The 16047-nt window shown below is 63.5% G+C and carries 15 protein-coding genes and 1 pseudogene; 11 read left to right on the top strand and 5 right to left on the bottom strand.

Annotated elements, in window-relative coordinates:
* Positions 1–178: 178 nt before the first annotated feature.
* The 3 genes from GWG67_RS12480 to GWG67_RS12470 form a co-directional block, all read right to left on the bottom strand.
* The gene (locus GWG67_RS12480; protein ID WP_275169610.1) at positions 179–616 is read right to left on the bottom strand and encodes a hypothetical protein; all 438 of its coding nucleotides are present in this window, start codon (positions 614–616) and stop codon (positions 179–181) included.
* A gap of 82 nt (positions 617–698) precedes the next feature.
* Entirely contained in the window at positions 699–1487 is a 789-nt protein-coding gene (locus GWG67_RS12475) for an SDR family NAD(P)-dependent oxidoreductase (protein WP_275169609.1), read from the bottom strand.
* A 118-nt stretch (positions 1488–1605) separates the two neighbouring features.
* Entirely contained in the window at positions 1606–3270 is a 1665-nt protein-coding gene (locus GWG67_RS12470) for a PAS domain-containing methyl-accepting chemotaxis protein (RefSeq protein WP_275169608.1), read from the bottom strand.
* Between the two features lie 314 nt (positions 3271–3584).
* On the opposite strand from GWG67_RS12470, the pseudogene GWG67_RS12465 reads away from it, so the two are divergent.
* The 5 genes and pseudogenes from GWG67_RS12465 to GWG67_RS12445 all read left to right on the top strand — a co-directional run bounded on the left by GWG67_RS12465 (position 3585) and on the right by GWG67_RS12445 (position 6370).
* Positions 3585–3945: pseudogene (locus tag GWG67_RS12465) on the top strand (nuclear transport factor 2 family protein).
* 100 nt (positions 3946–4045) lie between these two features.
* Entirely contained in the window at positions 4046–4453 is a 408-nt protein-coding gene (locus GWG67_RS12460; protein WP_275169607.1) for a YciI family protein, read from the top strand.
* 67 nt (positions 4454–4520) lie between these two features.
* Positions 4521–4886 carry a YciI family protein gene (locus GWG67_RS12455; RefSeq protein WP_275169606.1) on the top strand — a complete coding sequence of 122 codons (366 nt, stop codon included), beginning with the start codon at positions 4521–4523 and terminating at the stop codon, positions 4884–4886.
* 137 nt (positions 4887–5023) lie between these two features.
* Positions 5024–5764: a TetR/AcrR family transcriptional regulator gene (locus tag GWG67_RS12450; RefSeq protein ID WP_275169605.1), complete on the top strand. Its 741-nt coding sequence runs from the start codon at positions 5024–5026 to the stop codon at positions 5762–5764.
* 120 nt (positions 5765–5884) lie between these two features.
* Positions 5885–6370 (top strand): DUF2852 domain-containing protein, encoded by a 486-nt coding sequence (locus tag GWG67_RS12445; protein ID WP_007596323.1) that lies wholly within the window; start codon positions 5885–5887, stop codon positions 6368–6370.
* Between the two features lie 189 nt (positions 6371–6559).
* Here the strand turns inward: GWG67_RS12445 and GWG67_RS12440 are convergent, their stop codons facing one another.
* Entirely contained in the window at positions 6560–7723 is a 1164-nt protein-coding gene (locus tag GWG67_RS12440; protein WP_275169604.1) for an acyl-CoA desaturase, read from the bottom strand.
* Between the two features lie 315 nt (positions 7724–8038).
* Between GWG67_RS12440 and GWG67_RS12435 the strand changes: the two genes are divergently transcribed.
* A complete protein-coding gene (locus GWG67_RS12435) occupies positions 8039–8806 on the top strand; it encodes a DapH/DapD/GlmU-related protein (RefSeq protein WP_275169603.1) in 768 nt (255 codons plus the stop codon).
* A 35-nt stretch (positions 8807–8841) separates the two neighbouring features.
* On the opposite strand, the gene GWG67_RS12430 is transcribed toward GWG67_RS12435, so the two are convergent.
* Positions 8842–9360, bottom strand: coding sequence for a DUF2231 domain-containing protein (locus GWG67_RS12430; protein ID WP_275169602.1), 519 nt, complete (start codon positions 9358–9360; stop codon positions 8842–8844).
* 415 nt (positions 9361–9775) lie between these two features.
* Between GWG67_RS12430 and tolQ the strand changes: the two genes are divergently transcribed.
* From tolQ to GWG67_RS12405, 5 genes are all read left to right on the top strand, one after another.
* Positions 9776–10492 (top strand): protein TolQ, encoded by a 717-nt coding sequence (tolQ, locus tag GWG67_RS12425; RefSeq protein ID WP_007596319.1) that lies wholly within the window; start codon positions 9776–9778, stop codon positions 10490–10492.
* Between the two features lie 43 nt (positions 10493–10535).
* A complete protein-coding gene (gene tolR / locus GWG67_RS12420; protein ID WP_275169601.1) occupies positions 10536–10985 on the top strand; it encodes a protein TolR in 450 nt (149 codons plus the stop codon).
* A gap of 3 nt (positions 10986–10988) precedes the next feature.
* Positions 10989–11948 carry a protein TolA gene (locus tag GWG67_RS12415; protein ID WP_275169600.1) on the top strand — a complete coding sequence of 320 codons (960 nt, stop codon included), beginning with the start codon at positions 10989–10991 and terminating at the stop codon, positions 11946–11948.
* Between the two features lie 41 nt (positions 11949–11989).
* Positions 11990–13333, top strand: a complete 1344-nt coding sequence (tolB, locus tag GWG67_RS12410; protein ID WP_275169703.1) for a Tol-Pal system beta propeller repeat protein TolB — start codon at positions 11990–11992, stop codon at positions 13331–13333.
* Between the two features lie 243 nt (positions 13334–13576).
* Positions 13577–15907 (top strand): bifunctional diguanylate cyclase/phosphodiesterase, encoded by a 2331-nt coding sequence (locus GWG67_RS12405; protein ID WP_275169599.1) that lies wholly within the window; start codon positions 13577–13579, stop codon positions 15905–15907.
* Positions 15908–16047: the final 140 nt, after the last annotated feature.

The following is a 16047-nucleotide window of genomic DNA, read 5'->3' as shown; positions in this document are numbered from 1 at the left end:
GCCAGCTGATCCAGAGTTATTATTAGGGCTCACGAAGCGCGTGACCGGCCCAATTTTGCCGGCGCGCTTGTTTGCTGGCTCACGAAGCAACGCGATGAGCGTGAAGCTGACGCTCGCGATCATCGAAACGATGTGGTTGCGCGGCGCTGCGGTGCGGGCGCTTGGGTCCGCCTGATCATCACCGGCAGCGCGGATAGATCGCGGCGAGGTCGCGCCCCTTCAGCAGAAGCAACCGCGACGACAGGCCGCCGCGGCGGCTGATCCAGTCGCGCACCGGGCCGGGATAGGCCGCAAGCACCGCATCTGATGCTTCCGGCTCGGCGTAGAAGCGCCCGCGTCGATCGACCGAGCGCGCCGCATGGAAGCCGAGCACGGCACGCTTGGTGACGCAAATCCGCTCGCCCGGCACGATGCTCAGCAACAGCGTGCAGGCGGACAGGCAGGGACCGTCGATCACGACGCGCTCGCCGCTCTCGCGCACCTTCTCGAACAAATCGAGGAACGGCCCGACCTGTCCCCCGGGCGACTGGATGATGCGGATTTCGGCCAAGGCAGGCGTGGCGGCGAGCAGCGCGGATGCGAGCATCAAGGCCTTGATGAGGGTGACGCGTCGCATGAAGCCTCCGCGAATTCGAGTCCATAGGATAGGTCAACGAGAAGAGGTGGGTGACGCTTCGCTAAGCCAACCTACGCCGTGTCTATCCGTTCCGCCGTTCGCCGCGCAGCGTCGGCAGGCCGATGCCCGCCGCATCGAAGCCGCCATCGACGGCCAAAATTTGGCCGGTGATGTAGCTCGATCGTTCCGAGCAAAGGAAGTAGATCGCTTCGGCAAGTTCCTCTTCCAGGCCGTAGCGGTTGAGCGGGATGGCGTCGTGATAGTCGGCGCGGATCTCCCTGGTGTGCACCTGCTTTGCCATCGCGGTGTCGACCGGCCCCGGCGCGACCGCGTTGACGCGGATGTTGAGGGACGCAAGCTCGACCGCGAGCTGCTTGGTGAGGTGCGCGAGGCCCGCCTTGCTGGTGCCGTAGGCCGAGCGCAGCGTCGAGGCGCGCACCGCCGAGATCGAGGTGATGTTGACGATGGCACCGCCATTGCCGTCGCGCATCAGCGGCACCGCCGCCTTGGTGCAGAGGAACGGACCGGTGAGGTTGACCTCGAGCACGCGCCGCCAGTCGGTCTCCGACGTCTCCATCAGCGGCGCGAACACGGCAATGCCGGCATTATTGACGAGCGCGTCGAGCCGGCCAAACCGCCGTTCGAGCATCGCCATCGCGGCGGCAACCGCGGCTGCGTCCGAGACGTCGCAGGTCAACGCCAGCGTGGTCTCGTCCCGGCCGATCTCGGCGACCGCGCGGCCGAGCAGCTCACCCTCGATGTCGAGCAGCGCCACCCGCCAGCCCTCGGTCAAAAACTTCTTCGCGGTCGCAAGCCCGATGCCACGCGCGGCTCCGGTGACGAGGGCGATTTTCTGCGGGGAGGCGGTCATAGCTTATCCGTGGTTCGGGAGTTGAGGCGGTCTCCCTACCATGAAAGCCGTGAGGAGACGCGACAAACTATCGCGCCTTTGCTCTTCGAGGCTCTCCTTTTGCGGCCGCGCAGGGCGCCTAAGCAAGCTCCGCCGTGGCGCGCTGCATGTTGGCCGACATGTCGGCCGTCACGATGCTCTGTTCCTCGACCGCGGCGGCGGTGGAGGCGATGAACTCGTTGACGCCGGCGATCGCGACCTTGATCGCGGTCAGTGAGCTTGCAACGTCGCCGGAGATGGTGTTCAGCGCGTCGATTTCGGAGGTGATGGTGTCGGTCGCCTGCTTGGCCTGGTTGGCGAGGCTCTTCACCTCGGAGGCGACCACGGCGAAGCCGCGGCCGGCTTCGCCCGCGCGCGCCGATTCGATCGTGGCGTTGAGCGCGAGCAGGTTGATCTGGCCGGTGATGCCCGAGATCATCTCGACGATGCCGCTCATCGCCTGCGCCGCCGCGTTCAGCCGCTGCGCTTGGCCGTCGGCGGCCTCGACGCGGGTGGTCGCGACCTTCGAATTCTCGCGTGACTTTGCCATGGTCGCGGAGATCTCGCGAATCGAGGCACTCATCTCTTCGCTGCCGGCCGCGACCGCCTCGATCAGACCGCGCGCGTTGTCGGCCTTCTTGCGGCCGATCGCCTGCGCGGTGATGTCGGTGGCATATTTCACCACCTTGTAGGGTTTGCCGTTGAGGTCGAGGATCGGGTTGTAGGACGCCTGGATCCAGATTTCGCGGCCGCCCTTGGCGATCCGCTTGTATTCGGCGGCCTGGTATTCACCGCGGTTGAGCGTCTCCCAGAACTGGCGATAGGCCGCCGAATTCTTTTCGTTCGGCTCGATGAACATGGAGTGGTGCTGTCCCTTGATCTCCGCCAGCGAATACCCCATCGCCTTCAAGAAATTCTCGTTGGCGGTGCGGATGGTGCCATCCATGTTGAACTCGATCACCGCTTGCGATTTCTGGATCGCGGCGAGCTGTCCGTCATTGTCGGCCGCCTTCATCTTCTGCGCGGTGACGTCGGTCGCGAATTTCACCACCTTGAACGGCTTGCCGGTCTCGTCGAGGATAGGGTTATAGGTCGCCAGAATCCAGATTTCGCGTCCGCCCTTGCCGATCCGCTTGTATTCGGCGGCTTCGAACTGGCCGCGGTTCAGCCGCGCCCAGAAGTCGGCGTAGGCCGAGCTCGCGCGATCTTCCGGAGTGACGAACATGCTGTGGTGCTTGCCCCGGATTTCGTCGAGCGAGTAGCCCATTGCGCCCAGGAAATTCTCGTTGGCGGCGACGATGGTGCCGTCCATGTTGAATTCGATCACGGCCTGGGCACGGCTGATCGCGGCGATCTTGCCCGCGTCCTCCATGGTCTTGACCTTGTATGCCGTGATGTCGGTGGCGAACTTGATGAAGCTCACCACCTTGCCGTTCTCGTCGCGCAGCGGCGCGTAGGAGGCGTGGACCCAGACTTCCTTGCCGTTCTTGCCGAACCGCTTGTATTGCGTGGTCTGGAACTCGCCGCGGTTCAGGCTGGCCCAGAAGTCGCGGTAACGGGCGCTCTCCCGTTCAGTCGGGCTGACGAAGATACTGTGATGCTTGCCCTTGATCTCCGAGAGCGAATAGCCGCTCATCTTGAGGAGATTTTCATTGGCATCGAGAATGGTGCCGTCGAGGCCGAATTCGATCACGGCCTGGGACCGGTCGAGCGCCTCGACCTCCGCGACTGCGTGCCTGACTTTCTTGCTCTGGAAATTGAACACGTAAGCTCCGCGTCATGCTGAGGGGCGAATCAGCCGGATTGTCATACCGTTCGCTCAAGCCAAAAAGTTGCATGCTGTTCTTGAGCAACTGTAAATTCCTGCACGAGGCGGCACCCGTTCAGTCATTTCACGTGCGCGCGCCATGTTGCTCAGGTCGCAAGCATTCTCGATTCATATGCACGGCGGAGTTCATAGGAGGCCCGTATTTGTACGGCCGCCGCGTTGCATTATTTTTCGCATGGTTGAAGCCGTGCTCGATGTCGGCGCGGCCGTGCGTCGACCGTCTTCAAGACGATTGTCCATGGAACCGCTCGATGACCGACCCCGAACACCTGATTCGAGACCTCTTCGCCGCCTATCTCGGCAACGACCGGCAACGGGTCGCCGACGCGTTGGCGGACGACTTTCGCTTCACCAGCCCGTTCGACGACGACCTCGAGAAGGCGGCCTATTTCGAGCATTGCTGGAGGGACACCGGCTGGATTGCGCGGCACGACATCGAGCGGATTTTCGTCCAGGGCGACGAGGCCTTCGTCACCTATCTGCTTGGCGACAGATGGCAGGAGCTTTCGCAACACCGAGTTCTTCACCTTCGCCGGCGGCAAGGTTCGTCGTATCGAGGTCTATTTCGGCGCTGCCCGGCAGGACGGTCGTTTCCTGCCGCAGGCGCGCTAGCGGCCAGCGCAATCATCTCCAGAATAATTTTCGTCACCTGTCGGTTTCGTCAAGGTTCGCTCGTCTTGGGTAAGGGCGACTAAGCAAGCAAGGAACCTCCATGCGATTCATGATGCTGATGATCCCGCTCGGCTACGAGACCGCGCCGCCGGATGTCCAACTCGATCCCGAGCGTGTCGCCGCGATGATGCGCTACAACGAGGCGCTGAAGGACGCCGGCGTGCTGATCACGCTCGACGGCCTGCATCCGCCGTCGATGGGTGCGCGCGTCTCCTTTGCGACCGGTGAGCCTGTTGTGACCGACGGCACCTTCACTGAGGCCAAGGAAGTCTTGGGCGGCTACTGGATGATCGAGGTCGATTCGCGTGGCGAGGCGATCGCCTGGGCCAAGAGATGCCCGGCCTCAGCGAACGAAATCATCGAGATCCGGCAGGTGCAGGAGATGGTCGATTTTTCGCCCGAGGTGCAGGAGGCAGCCGCCGGGTTTGCCGACCTGAGAAGCAAATAACCAAGGCGGCCGCCGCGGCCGAAGTCCCGGATTTTTCTCCAACCCACCAAACCTGAGGACACCCCCAATGAGCACCGAACACACGTTTCTCGCCGTCTATCTCGGCAGCATGACCGGCACGAAAATGGCAGCCTGGCACGCGATGCCTGAGGCTGAACGGAAGGCGAAGGAGCAGGAAGGCATGGCCGCCTGGCACGGCTGGGTCGAAAAGCATAAGGGCGTCATCGTCGAGATGGGCGGCCCACTCGGCAAGACCCGCAGGATCGACGCCGGCGGGGTCACTGAGGTCAGCAATGCGCTGACCGGCTTCACGGTGGTGCGCGCGGCCTCGCAGGAGGCCGCTGCAGAACTGTTCAAGAACCACCCGCATTTTGCGATCTTCCCGGGCGAGTCCATCGAGGTCATGCCGGTGCTGCCGATCCCGGGGCGTTAGTCCCCGGGGCGCCAGGCCTGGCATCATTCCGAGGTCCGATGGTTCGGATCGCCCCGGAACGACTGCGGGAAATACGGGGCTGATCAAACCGTCGCCGCTAGTGACCTTCATGCCCGGCTCATGTAAAGCTCGTTCACATGAGCTGGCGCAAGGAGACGCGCCGCGCCGAGCGCGGCTATCACCACGGCAATCTGAAGGAAGCCCTTTTGCAGGCCGCCCTCGGGCTGATCGCCGAGAAGGGCGCGGCCGGCTTCACCTTTGCCGATGCCGCGCGCATGGCCGGCGTCAGTGCGGCGGCGCCGTACCGGCATTTTCGCGACCGTGAAGAACTGCTGTCCTCCATCGCGCAACGCGGCTTCGAGCAGTTCGAATCGCGCCTGACCGCGGCCTGGGACGACGGACGGCCCGACACCGTCACGGCGTTCGAGCGTGTCGGCAGGGCCTATCTCGCCTTCGCCCGCGAGGAGCCCGCGTTCTACAACGCGATGTTCGAATCTGGCGTGCCGGTGGATTCCAATCCGGCGCTGCAGGCCGCCAGCGAGCGTGCTTTCAACATCATTCGTGCCGCGGCGGAGCGGCTTGCCGCGCTGGCGCCGCCGGGCACGCCGCGGCCGCCGGCCATGATGATGGCGCTGCACATCTGGACGATGGCGCATGGCGTGGCCTCGCTGTTCTCCCGCGGCGACGCCGCGCGTCGAAAGCTGCCGATGTCGCCGGACGAGCTGCTCGAAGCTGAGGTGCTGATCTATCTGCGCGGTCTCGGCTTCCCGACCGATCGCCGTCCTCCGGCGAAAAGCGCCGAGCCGCCGCCGGTGCCACCGGAGGCATCCTCCGGTTCAGGCGTGCCGCCCGGTGGTCCCTGGGGCAAGCCGAAATAAAGTTACCCAAATAATTCCCGCGCCCTGTCAGGCGGTCGGCTTGACAAAATCGCGGGATGATCTACCTATGTAAATGTTATTTACATTCACAACGGCGCTGATGCCGTCATGGAGAGGGAAATGGCCTACACCGCTGATGTCAATCGATGGCGCGGCCCTTCGGACCAACACTACGAGCGCCCCCACATGCTCAATACGCCCTGGCATCCCGGCTGGATCGCCGTGACCATCCTCGGCTTCATCATCTGGTGGCCGATCGGACTTGCCCTTCTCTTTTTCACACTCGGGAGCAGAAGAATGTCGTGCTGGAGCAACCAGGATCGCTGGCAGAACAAGATGGAGCGGATGCAGTACAAGATGGACCGTATGCGCGGCCGCATGGAGCGCCACGGTTTCGGCTTTGGCTTCGGCCCGCCCTCGAGCGGCAACCGCGCCTTTGACGAGTACCGGACCGAGACGCTGCAGCGGCTCGAGGAGGAGCAGGTCGAGTTCAAGAACTTCCTCGACCGTCTGCGTCACGCCAAGGACAAGGAAGAGTTCGACCAGTTCATGGCGCAACACAAGACACGCCCGACCCCGCCGCCGACCGACCAGCAGCAGGGTTGATCTCAAGGTCGATCTCGGGACTGACGCCTCTCAAAGCCGTCAGGCGCATGCCCCCAAAGTCCTGATGGCCCCGAGCCGCCCGCCTGCGCAACCCGCAGGCGGGCGGTTTGGTTTTGGGAATGCGCGGCAGGCCGCCGCGACCGTCTGGAAAGTCCTGGCCCGGAGAGTCCTGTTCCGGAGAGACCTTGGTCAGCGCGCCGTGGCGAGCTGCGCGCGAACCGACTCCAGGAAGTGTTCGTAAGCGTAGTCCACGATCTCATTGAGTGATCGCGTTCGCGCGAACATCGCCTTGGCCTCGGCGAGAAACTCCTCGCGTGTCGGAATCTTCGGCAAATGCAGATGCGTCAGTGCATCGACGCCTTCGTGCGCGCGACTCAGGATCTCGTGCAGCGTCGGCAATTGCAACTGGGCCAAATCGGCCCGGCGTAGTGCTGACGAGATCGCGTGCGCCAGTGTCTGCGCATCGAAACGTCCGGCCAGCTCGCGGGCCGCCCGGTTGATGACGCGTGCGCCGAGCGGCTGCTCGTTGCGCAGCACCTGCTCCGGCGGCGACTTCATGTTCCAGACGACGCCGAACCAGGACAGCACCTTCAGGATGTAATAGGTGATGTCGATTTCCCACCAGCGAAAACCTTGCCGCACGCTGCTCTGGTAGGCGTGGTGATTGTTGTGCCAGCCCTCACCGAGGGTGAACAAGGCCAGCAGCCAATTGTTGCGGGAGTCATCGCCGGTCACGTACCGCTTGCGTCCATGCACATGGGCGAGGGAGTTGATGCAGAACGTCGCGTGATAGACCAGCACGGTGCTCCACAGGAAGCCGACGACGAGACCGGACCATCCGGCAACCAGGAAGCAGAGCGCAGCCAGCGTAACGGCCGGCAGCAGCTCCAGGCGATGCAGCCACATCAGCTCCGGATAGGCGGCGAAATCGCCGACTTTCACGAGGTCGGTGCCATCGTGCTCCCGGTAAAAAATCCAGCCGAGATGGCTGTAGAGGAAGCCTCGATGACGCGGCGAATGCACGTCGTCTTCGGTATCGGAATGGAGATGATGATGTCGATGCTTGGCCGCCCACCACAAAACGCTTTTCTGCGCGGTGCTTTGCGCGAGCCAGGCCAGGATGAACTGAAACACCCGGCCGGTTGCAAAAGCCCGATGGGAGAAATAGCGGTGATAGCCTGCTCCGATGGCAAACATGCGCACGACATACAGCGAGGCGCAGATCGCGAGGGCTTGCCAGGTAACGCCGGTCCAGATGGCGGCAACGCAGCCGAGATGGACCAGCAGGAACGGCAGGGCGGAGGGATACATGATGTCGTCGTGTTGGTCGTCGGCGGAGGCGTTGGGCGACATGTATTGGCGTGACCTTGGATGACGGGGATTCGGGATTCGCTTCGGCAGCACTGAGAGCCGCTGTGTACGACAAACCCGGGGATGCGGACCACTGCGGGGTGTTGAACGAGATACTTTGCCTGAACACTCGGGCCAGCGCGGCAGCACGAACCTCAGACCATAGCTTCGGCCGGGAACTCGACTGACTTCATATATATATGATCGCCGCCGCCTGGCATGCAAGCTCGTAGCCTCACGGGGAGCGTGGCGTGCGGGCTGCCGACGGCCTATATCCGACAGTGAAAAGCAAGCGTCAAAACACCGCAGGCGGCAACGATGACGGAAGCTGCGATCATGCCGAGCGAGAGCCTCTGGCAGAAAATTCGCGACGAGGCGCAGCGCGCAGCGGCAGCCGACCCCATCTTCGGCAAGGCTCTTGTCGGTCTCATTCTCGCCCATGACGATTTTACCGCCGCACTTTCCGATCTGATCGGACGCCGGCTTGGCGGCAGCGCGGCCGAACGCGAGCGCTTCACAACATTTTCCCGCGACGCCTTTGATAGCCAGCCGGATCTGATCGAGGTGGCCGGCCGCGACCTGCAGGCCATCGTGCTCCGCGATCCCGCCATCGCGGGACTGTTGGCGCCGCTGCTGCACTTGAAGGGCTACGTCGCCTTGCAGGCCTGGCGCGTCTCGAACTGGCTCTGGCATCATGACCATCGCGACGCGGCGCTGCTGTTTCAGAACGAGGCCTCGAACGTCCTGCAGGTCAGCATTCATCCGGCGGCGAGCCTGGGATCGTCGGTGTTTCTCGACCACGCCACCGGCATCGTGATCGGTGCCAACGTGATCATCGGCGACGATGCCACCATCCTTCAGAACGTCAGCATCGGCCGCAGCACGGAACTGCCGGCCCGCTCGCCTCGCATTGGTCGCGGCGTTTTCATCGGCTCGGGCGCGACAATTCTCGGCGACGTCAGGATCGGCGATTTTGCAAAGATCGGCGCCGGCACGGTCGTGACGAGCGACGTGCCCCGGGGCTGCACCGCAATCGGGAATCCGGCGCGGCTGACCAATTGCCCCGAGCCTGCCGCGGCGGTCTGACTCGCCCTCACGTCATCAAGCGACGTGCTCCTCGTTCAGGCGGCGCGGCGGTGGTTCTCGCCGCCATGATGCGGGGTGACCGGCTCCGAACTGGTCTGGCCCGGCGCGTCCAGCACCGCGACATGATGCCGGTAGACCATTTCCCAGCCCTTCCATCCCGTGAACAGGAGGATGCCGACCACGATCAGCGAGAGCGCCACGCCCCACGGCTTGACCGCAGCCTCCGCGCCTTGCGCGTAGCGAAGGTAGAAATTGATCGCGGCGAGCACGACGGCCACGAGATTGCCGATCATGTGATACCAGGCGTCGTTGAGACCGCGGATGCGCGGCTCGCTGAGGAAGTCGACAAAGCCCGCCACGGCGGCAACGAGCGCCATGACGATGCCGGCGCCGATCAGCCATATGGCGGCTCTGGCCCAGAAGCCGTCACCGGTTCCGATGAAGGCGAGATCGGCGATGGGCGCGCCGACCAGGAAGACGATCGGGAACGGGATGATCATGGGGTGGAGCGGATGATCGCCGATGGCGGCGGTCGTCTTGGGGTTGATGCTCATGGCAAAACCTCGCCGAAGGTTGATTTTCCGGACAATCGCCAAGGCAAGGGCTGGTTCCTCCGCCGTGATGTCCGCAACCGCCGGGGCCGGCAGCTTGCCAACCGCCTGCAACGCCTGGCTTTCCTGCAGCCAAATTCGGTCCCGGTAACCCCGCATTAACCATCGCCGGGCTCTGGTAAGGGCGGACAACCGCGCCCAAAGCCCGAAGTCAAGCCGCTGGGGTCGAGGCCCATAGTTTTGACATCTTGGCAGGGAATGCAGGCGGCCGGCTTTGGACGAGCCCCCCTGCACCCCAAAAAGATTAAGGCTTTGAGCGGGCTTGCCGGTCGCGCCGGTGCTAACGCGGCAGTTGGGAACCGGCGGTGATTTGCCGGCCGGGACATTAGGTAACGATCGCCTTGAGAGGATACCGCTTATGAATCCGGCCGACGTGGCTCAGTCAGCCCTTCCGGTTGCCGCTTCCGCGGACGTGTCGCTGATCGCGCTGTTCTGGCAGGCTCACTGGATCGTGAAAGCGGTGATGCTGGGGCTTCTCGCCTGCTCGGTCTGGGTCTGGGCGATCGCCATCGACAAGATCTTCCTGTTTGCCCGCACCCGCCGCTCGATGGACCGCTTCGAGCAGGCTTTCTGGTCCGGCGAGTCGATCGAAGACCTCTATCGCACGCTCTCGGCCAAGCCGACGCATTCCATGGCGGCCTGCTTCGTCGCGGCGATGCGCGAGTGGAAGCGTTCGTTCGAGAGCCAGGCCCGCTCGGTCGCAGGCCTTCAGATGCGCATCGACAAGGTCATGAATGTCTCGATCGCCCGCGAGGTCGAGCGGCTGGAACGCCGGCTGCTGGTGCTCGCCACCGTCGGCTCCGCTGGCCCCTTTGTCGGCCTGTTCGGCACCGTCTGGGGCATCATGTCGAGCTTCCAGTCGATCGCGGCGTCGAAAAATACCTCGCTGGCGGTGGTGGCCCCCGGCATCGCGGAGGCGCTGTTTGCGACCGCCGTCGGCCTTATCGCCGCCATTCCTGCCACTATTTTCTACAATAAGTTCACCTCCGAGGTGAACCGGCAGGCCCAGCGGCTCGAAGGCTTCGCCGATGAATTTTCAGCCATCCTGTCACGCCAGATCGACGAGCGGGGCTGACGGACGGCATGTATAGTGTGAAGGGCAATTTGGGCACCAGACCATGGGCATGAACGTTGCGAGTTCGTCCGGAGGCGGTGGGCGCCGTGGCCGGCGCAAGCCGGTCGTGGCCGAAATCAACGTCACGCCGATGGTGGACGTGATGCTGGTGCTGCTCATCATCTTCATGGTGTCGGCGCCGATGCTGACGGTCGGCGTGCCGCTCGACCTGCCGCAGACCCAGGCCAAGAGCCTCGACAACAACGACCAGAAGCCGATCCAGATGTCGGTCGACATCAAGGGCAAGGTGTTCATCAACGACGCCGAGATCGCGATCAACGAACTGATCCCGAAGCTGAAGGCGATCACGGACGCGCGCGGCGGGCTCGAGGAACGCATCTATCTGCGGGCCGACAAGAAGGCCGATTACGGGACGGTGGCCAAGGTCATGGGCCAGTTGTCCGGCGCAGGATTCAAGAAGCTGGCGCTCGTCACGGAAGCGGATCAGGGGTAAACCGTGAAGGTGAAGGTCGACAAGACACTCGTTGCGTCGATTGCCCTCCACGTCCTCGTGCTGGGATGGGGGCTCGTCACCTTTAGCAGCAGGGCTTTTGTCGCGCCGGAAGAGGCGCTGCCGATCGACATCATCTCCACCGACCAACTCGCGCAGATGATGTCGGGGCAGAAGACCGGCGACAAGAAAGAGCCGAAGCCGAAGGTCGAGAAGATCGCGGAAGCCAAGCCCGAGGAAGACGCCGTCGGCAAGGTCACCGAGAAGAAAGAGCTGATCAAGACCAACTCGACGCCCGAGCCGCCGCCCAAGCCCGTGGAGAAGCCGGTCGAGAAAAAGCCAGAGCCGCCCAAGCCCGTGGCTGAAGCCAAGCCCAAGGAAGAGCCGAAGCCGCCGGAAAAAAAGCCTGACCCGGCCAAGGAAGATCCGATCGCCGAACTGCAGAAAAAGCTCGAAACCAAGAAGCCGCCGCCCAAGCCGCCCGAGCAAAAGGTCGCGGCGGTGCAGCCGCCGCAGCAGCCGAAGCCCAAGGAGCGCAGCTTCGATCCAGCGCAGATCCAGCGCGATCTCGACAAGCGCGCCGCGACCCGGCACGAACTCGCCGGCTCGACGCTGAATGCGTCGGCCTCGCTGGGATCGACGACCGGAACGGCCGCCAACAACATTGCGACCTGGCGGGGAGCCTTCCAGGGGGCGGTGAAGCGCTGCTTCACGCCGACCTATAACGGGCAGGATGCAGATCAATACGAAGCCGACATCGACATTCCCATGAAGATCGACGGATCGCTCGCCTCCGAGCCGATCGTCGTTGCGGTGAGGGGACCGTCGCGGTCGATCGCACAGGCGGTGGCGGAGAGTGCCAGACGCGCCATCGTGCAGTGTCAGGTCTATTCGTTCATGCCGAAGCAGCAATACGAGAGCTGGAAGCTCATTCCGATGACTTTCGGCCTGAAAGACATGTTGTGACATCCGAACAAAAGAATTTTGCGATGAATGACGTTCGATCGATGAACCGCCGCCGCTTCATGACCCTGACCGGATCGACGCTCGCGATGCTGGGGGGCGGCCACGCCTTCGCCCAGGGCCAGCCGCGGCTTCGCATCGACCCCACCGAGTTTCGGCCGATCCCGATTGCGATCACCAATTTCGTGCCGGGCTCGCCGGCCGACGGCGACGTCGGCAACGGCGTCACCCAGGTCATCACCAACAATCTGAAGCGCTCGGGCCTGTTCGCGCCGGTCGACCAGGCCGCTTTCATCGAGCGCATCAGCAACATCGACGTCGCGCCGCAATTCGAGAACTGGAAAACCCTCAACGCGCAAGCCCTCGTCACCGGCCGCATGACGCGGCAGCCGGACGGCCGCCTCAAGGCCGAATTCCGCTTGTGGGACGTGGTCACCGGCCAGCAGCTCGCCGGCCAGCAATATTTCACCTCGCCGGAATATTGGCGCCGCATCGCCCACATCATCTCCGACCAGATCTATGAGAAGCTGACCGGCGAGAAGGGCTATTTCGACAGCCGCGTGGTGTTCGTCGACGAGACCGGGCCGAAGGAGCGTCGCGTCAAGCGGCTCGCGATGATGGACCAGGACGGCGCCAATGTGCGCTATCTGACCCGCGGCTCCGACCTCGTGCTGACGCCGCGCTTCTCGCCGAACTCGCAAGAGATCACCTACATGGAGTTCGGCCAGGGCGATCCGAAGGTCTATCTCTTCAACATCGAGACCGGCCAGCGCGAGATCGTCGGCAACTTCCCGGGCATGACCTTTGCGCCGAGATTCTCGCCGGACGGCCAGCGCGTCATCATGAGCCTGCAGCAGGGCGGCAATTCCAATTTGTTCGTGATGGATCTGCGCTCGCGCTCGACCACGCGCCTCACTGACACGCCCGCGATCGACACCTCGCCTTCGTACTCCCCGGATGGCACCCGCATCTGCTTCGAGTCCGATCGCGGCGGCAGATCGCAGATCTATGTCATGGCCGCAGGCGGCGGAGCGGCGCAGCGCATCTCCTTCTCCAAGGACGACAACAACGCCACCTATTCGACGCCGGTGTGGTCGCCGCGCGGCGATTACATCGCCTTCACCCGGCAAGGCGGCGGGCAGTTCTCGATCGGCGTCATGAAGCCGGACGGCTCCGGCGAACGGCTTCTTACCTCCGGCTATCACAACGAAGGTCCGACCTTCTCGCCGAACGGCCGCGTGCTGATGTTCTTCCGCGATCCCGGCGGCAGCGGCGGGCCGTCGCTGTTCTCGGTCGACATCTCGGGACGAAACGAGTTGAAGGTGCCGACGCCGGGCTTCGCCTCCGACCCGGCATGGTCGCCGCTATTGTCCTCGACATCGGGCTAGCCGCCCGTCCTCGGTGCGCGATGATTTGACCGCGCGCCTTTTTCGAAAACTTGGCGCGATGTTTCCCCGCGATAATTGTTCTTTAAGGTTGCACTCGGCAAACTTTTCCCATCGGTTTGTTTCTATTGATGTATTTCGACTATTGGTCGCTCAAAACAACTCGACTTTAACGATGTTCCCTCAGAAAGACTTCATACCGGATCGGTAAAACTGCGCTCCAGACAGGACGCGCGTAAACACCAGATGCAGTTTGCAAGTCAGAGCGGAGAGCCGGAACAGCGGCCGCCGAAAACCTCGGCGGCGCAAATCGATTCGCTGTTCGAAGCGCCTGGTCCGCTGCTGGCAGGACTCATTTTCGTGTCGATCGGTGCGGCCCTGACCGCGCTGAGGACGGGCGAGCCGCTGATCTGGGCGTGCGTCGCACTTCTTGTCCTGGCCGGGACCGCGCGGGCGATCGACCTGCGCCTCTATCAGGCACGTCATGCGGTCATGACCGTCGAGGCGGCCGCACGCTGGCAGAAGCGCTATCAGATCGGGGCAAAGATCCAGGCGGCTGCGATCGGCATCTGGTGCGCCACCGCCCTGTTGGCCACGGACGACGCCGTGGCCCACATGATCGCCTTGTCGGTCACCACCGGAATCGCGGCGGGCGGCGCGGGCAGGGCATATGGCCGGCCTGCGATCTTCCACCTCCAGGCCGTGCTGATTTTCGGTCCGGCCGTGCTTGCCTTGGCACTGCGTGGAACGCCCTACTACATCGCGATGGCGCTGGTCAGCGCCGCGTTCCTGATGGCGATCATGCAGCTCTCGGTGAATCTGCACCGAATCTTCATGGGAGCGGTCGTGGCACGGGAGCGTGAAGCCGCGCTCGCCGGCCAGTTCGATACGGCGCTGAACAACATGCCGCACGGCCTCTGCATGTTCCGCGTCGACGGACAGCTGGCGGTCATGAACCACCGCTTCGGCGCAATGATGAATCTGCCGGAAGGTCTTGCGCAACGCGGCGTCAACGCGCGTGACATCGTCGCGGCATGCGTCAGCGCCGGATCCATCTCGGCTGGGAGCGGCGAGCGGATCGTCGCGGACATCGAGAGTTCGCAAGCCACGGAGATCATCACCGCCGATCCCGATACGCAGCGAAACCGGTCGTTGTCCTGGACTGTCCAACCGATGGCTGACGGTGGCGCAGTGGTGCTGCTCGAGGACATTACCGACCGTCGCAGCGCCGAAGCCAAGATTACGCATCTGGCGCGCTACGACGACCTCACCGCGCTCCCCAACCGCGTTCATTTCCGCGATGAGATCGAAAGGCTGCTGGCGATCTCGCACGATGCCGAGCGCCTGTCCGCTCTCTTGTTCGTCGACCTCGACCAGTTCAAGCAGGTCAACGACACGCTCGGCCATCCCTGCGGCGACCAGCTCCTGTGCGCGGTCGCCAACCGTCTGCGCGAGATGCTGCGCCCGGAGGATTTTGTCGCCCGCTTCGGCGGTGACGAATTCGTCGTGTTCCAGGAGAACATCTCCTCGCCCGAGGACGCCGCTGCGCTGGCCCGCCGGATCGTCGAACGGCTGAGCGAGCGCTACCGCATCGACAATCATCTGGTCGAGATCGGCGCCAGCGTCGGCATCGCGTTGACCTCGCCGGAGGGCGTCAGCGCGGACACGCTGCTCAAGAACGCCGACATGGCGCTGTATCGGGCCAAGGCCGACGGCCGCGGCACCTTCTGCTTCTTCCGCGACGAGATGGCGGCGACCGTCGAGGCGCGCCGCATCCTCGAGCTCGATCTGCGCAAGGCGCTCGCTAACGAGGAGTTTGAGCTGTTCTACCAGCCGCTGGTCAATCTGAAGTCCGGCAAGATCACGACGTGCGAGGCGTTGCTGCGCTGGAATCATCCGGTGCGCGGCACGGTCTCGCCGGTCGACATCATCCCGGTCGCCGAGGACATGGGGTTGATCGTCGATCTCGGCCGCTGGATCCTGCGCCGCGCCTGCATGGAATGCATGAAATGGCCGGAGGGCGTCAGCGTCGCCGTCAACTTCTCGCCGCAGCAATTCCACCAGCGCGACGTCTTGAGCGAAATCCGCTACGCGCTCGAGGTTTCGGGCCTCCCGGCGCATCGGCTGGAGATCGAGATCACCGAATCCTCGCTGTTGCGCAACACCCAGCTCACGCACGACATCCTGTCGCAATTGCATGCGATCGGCGTGCGCATTTCGCTGGATGATTTCGGCACCGGCTATTCGAGCCTCAGCTACCTGCATAATTTCCCGATGCAGAAGGTGAAGATCGACCGCTCCTTCCTCGAAGGCATCGATGCCGACCGGCCGCTGACGCTGCTGCGCGGTATGGCGCGGCTATCGGCCGATCTCGGCATGGCTGTCGTGGTCGAGGGCATCGAGACCAATGATCAGCTCGAGCTGATCAGCGCCGACGGCACCGTGACCGAAGGGCAGGGCTATCTGTTCAGCCGGCCGGTGCCGGCGGTCCGGATTCGCCAATTGCTCAATGCCTCGCATGGCCGTCGCGGGACTGACGACCAGATCGTCATGGTGTCCTCGCGCTCGATCGCCTGATCTTTCATCTCTGCTCCTTCAATGCCTTGGCTCTCGTTCGCCCGTGTTTTTGCGGGCTGCAGAGGTTAACCCTAACGTTTCTAAGCCTTTGCAATTCCGTTAATGAACCATTAATCTCGTCACACTCGCAGAAGTTGCTT

Source organism: Bradyrhizobium sp. CSS354 (assembly GCF_029051725.1).
Lineage (GTDB): Bacteria > Pseudomonadota > Alphaproteobacteria > Rhizobiales > Xanthobacteraceae > Bradyrhizobium.
The sequence above is the reverse complement of the archived record's forward strand: the minus strand, read 5'-3'. Positions and strand labels throughout refer to the sequence as shown.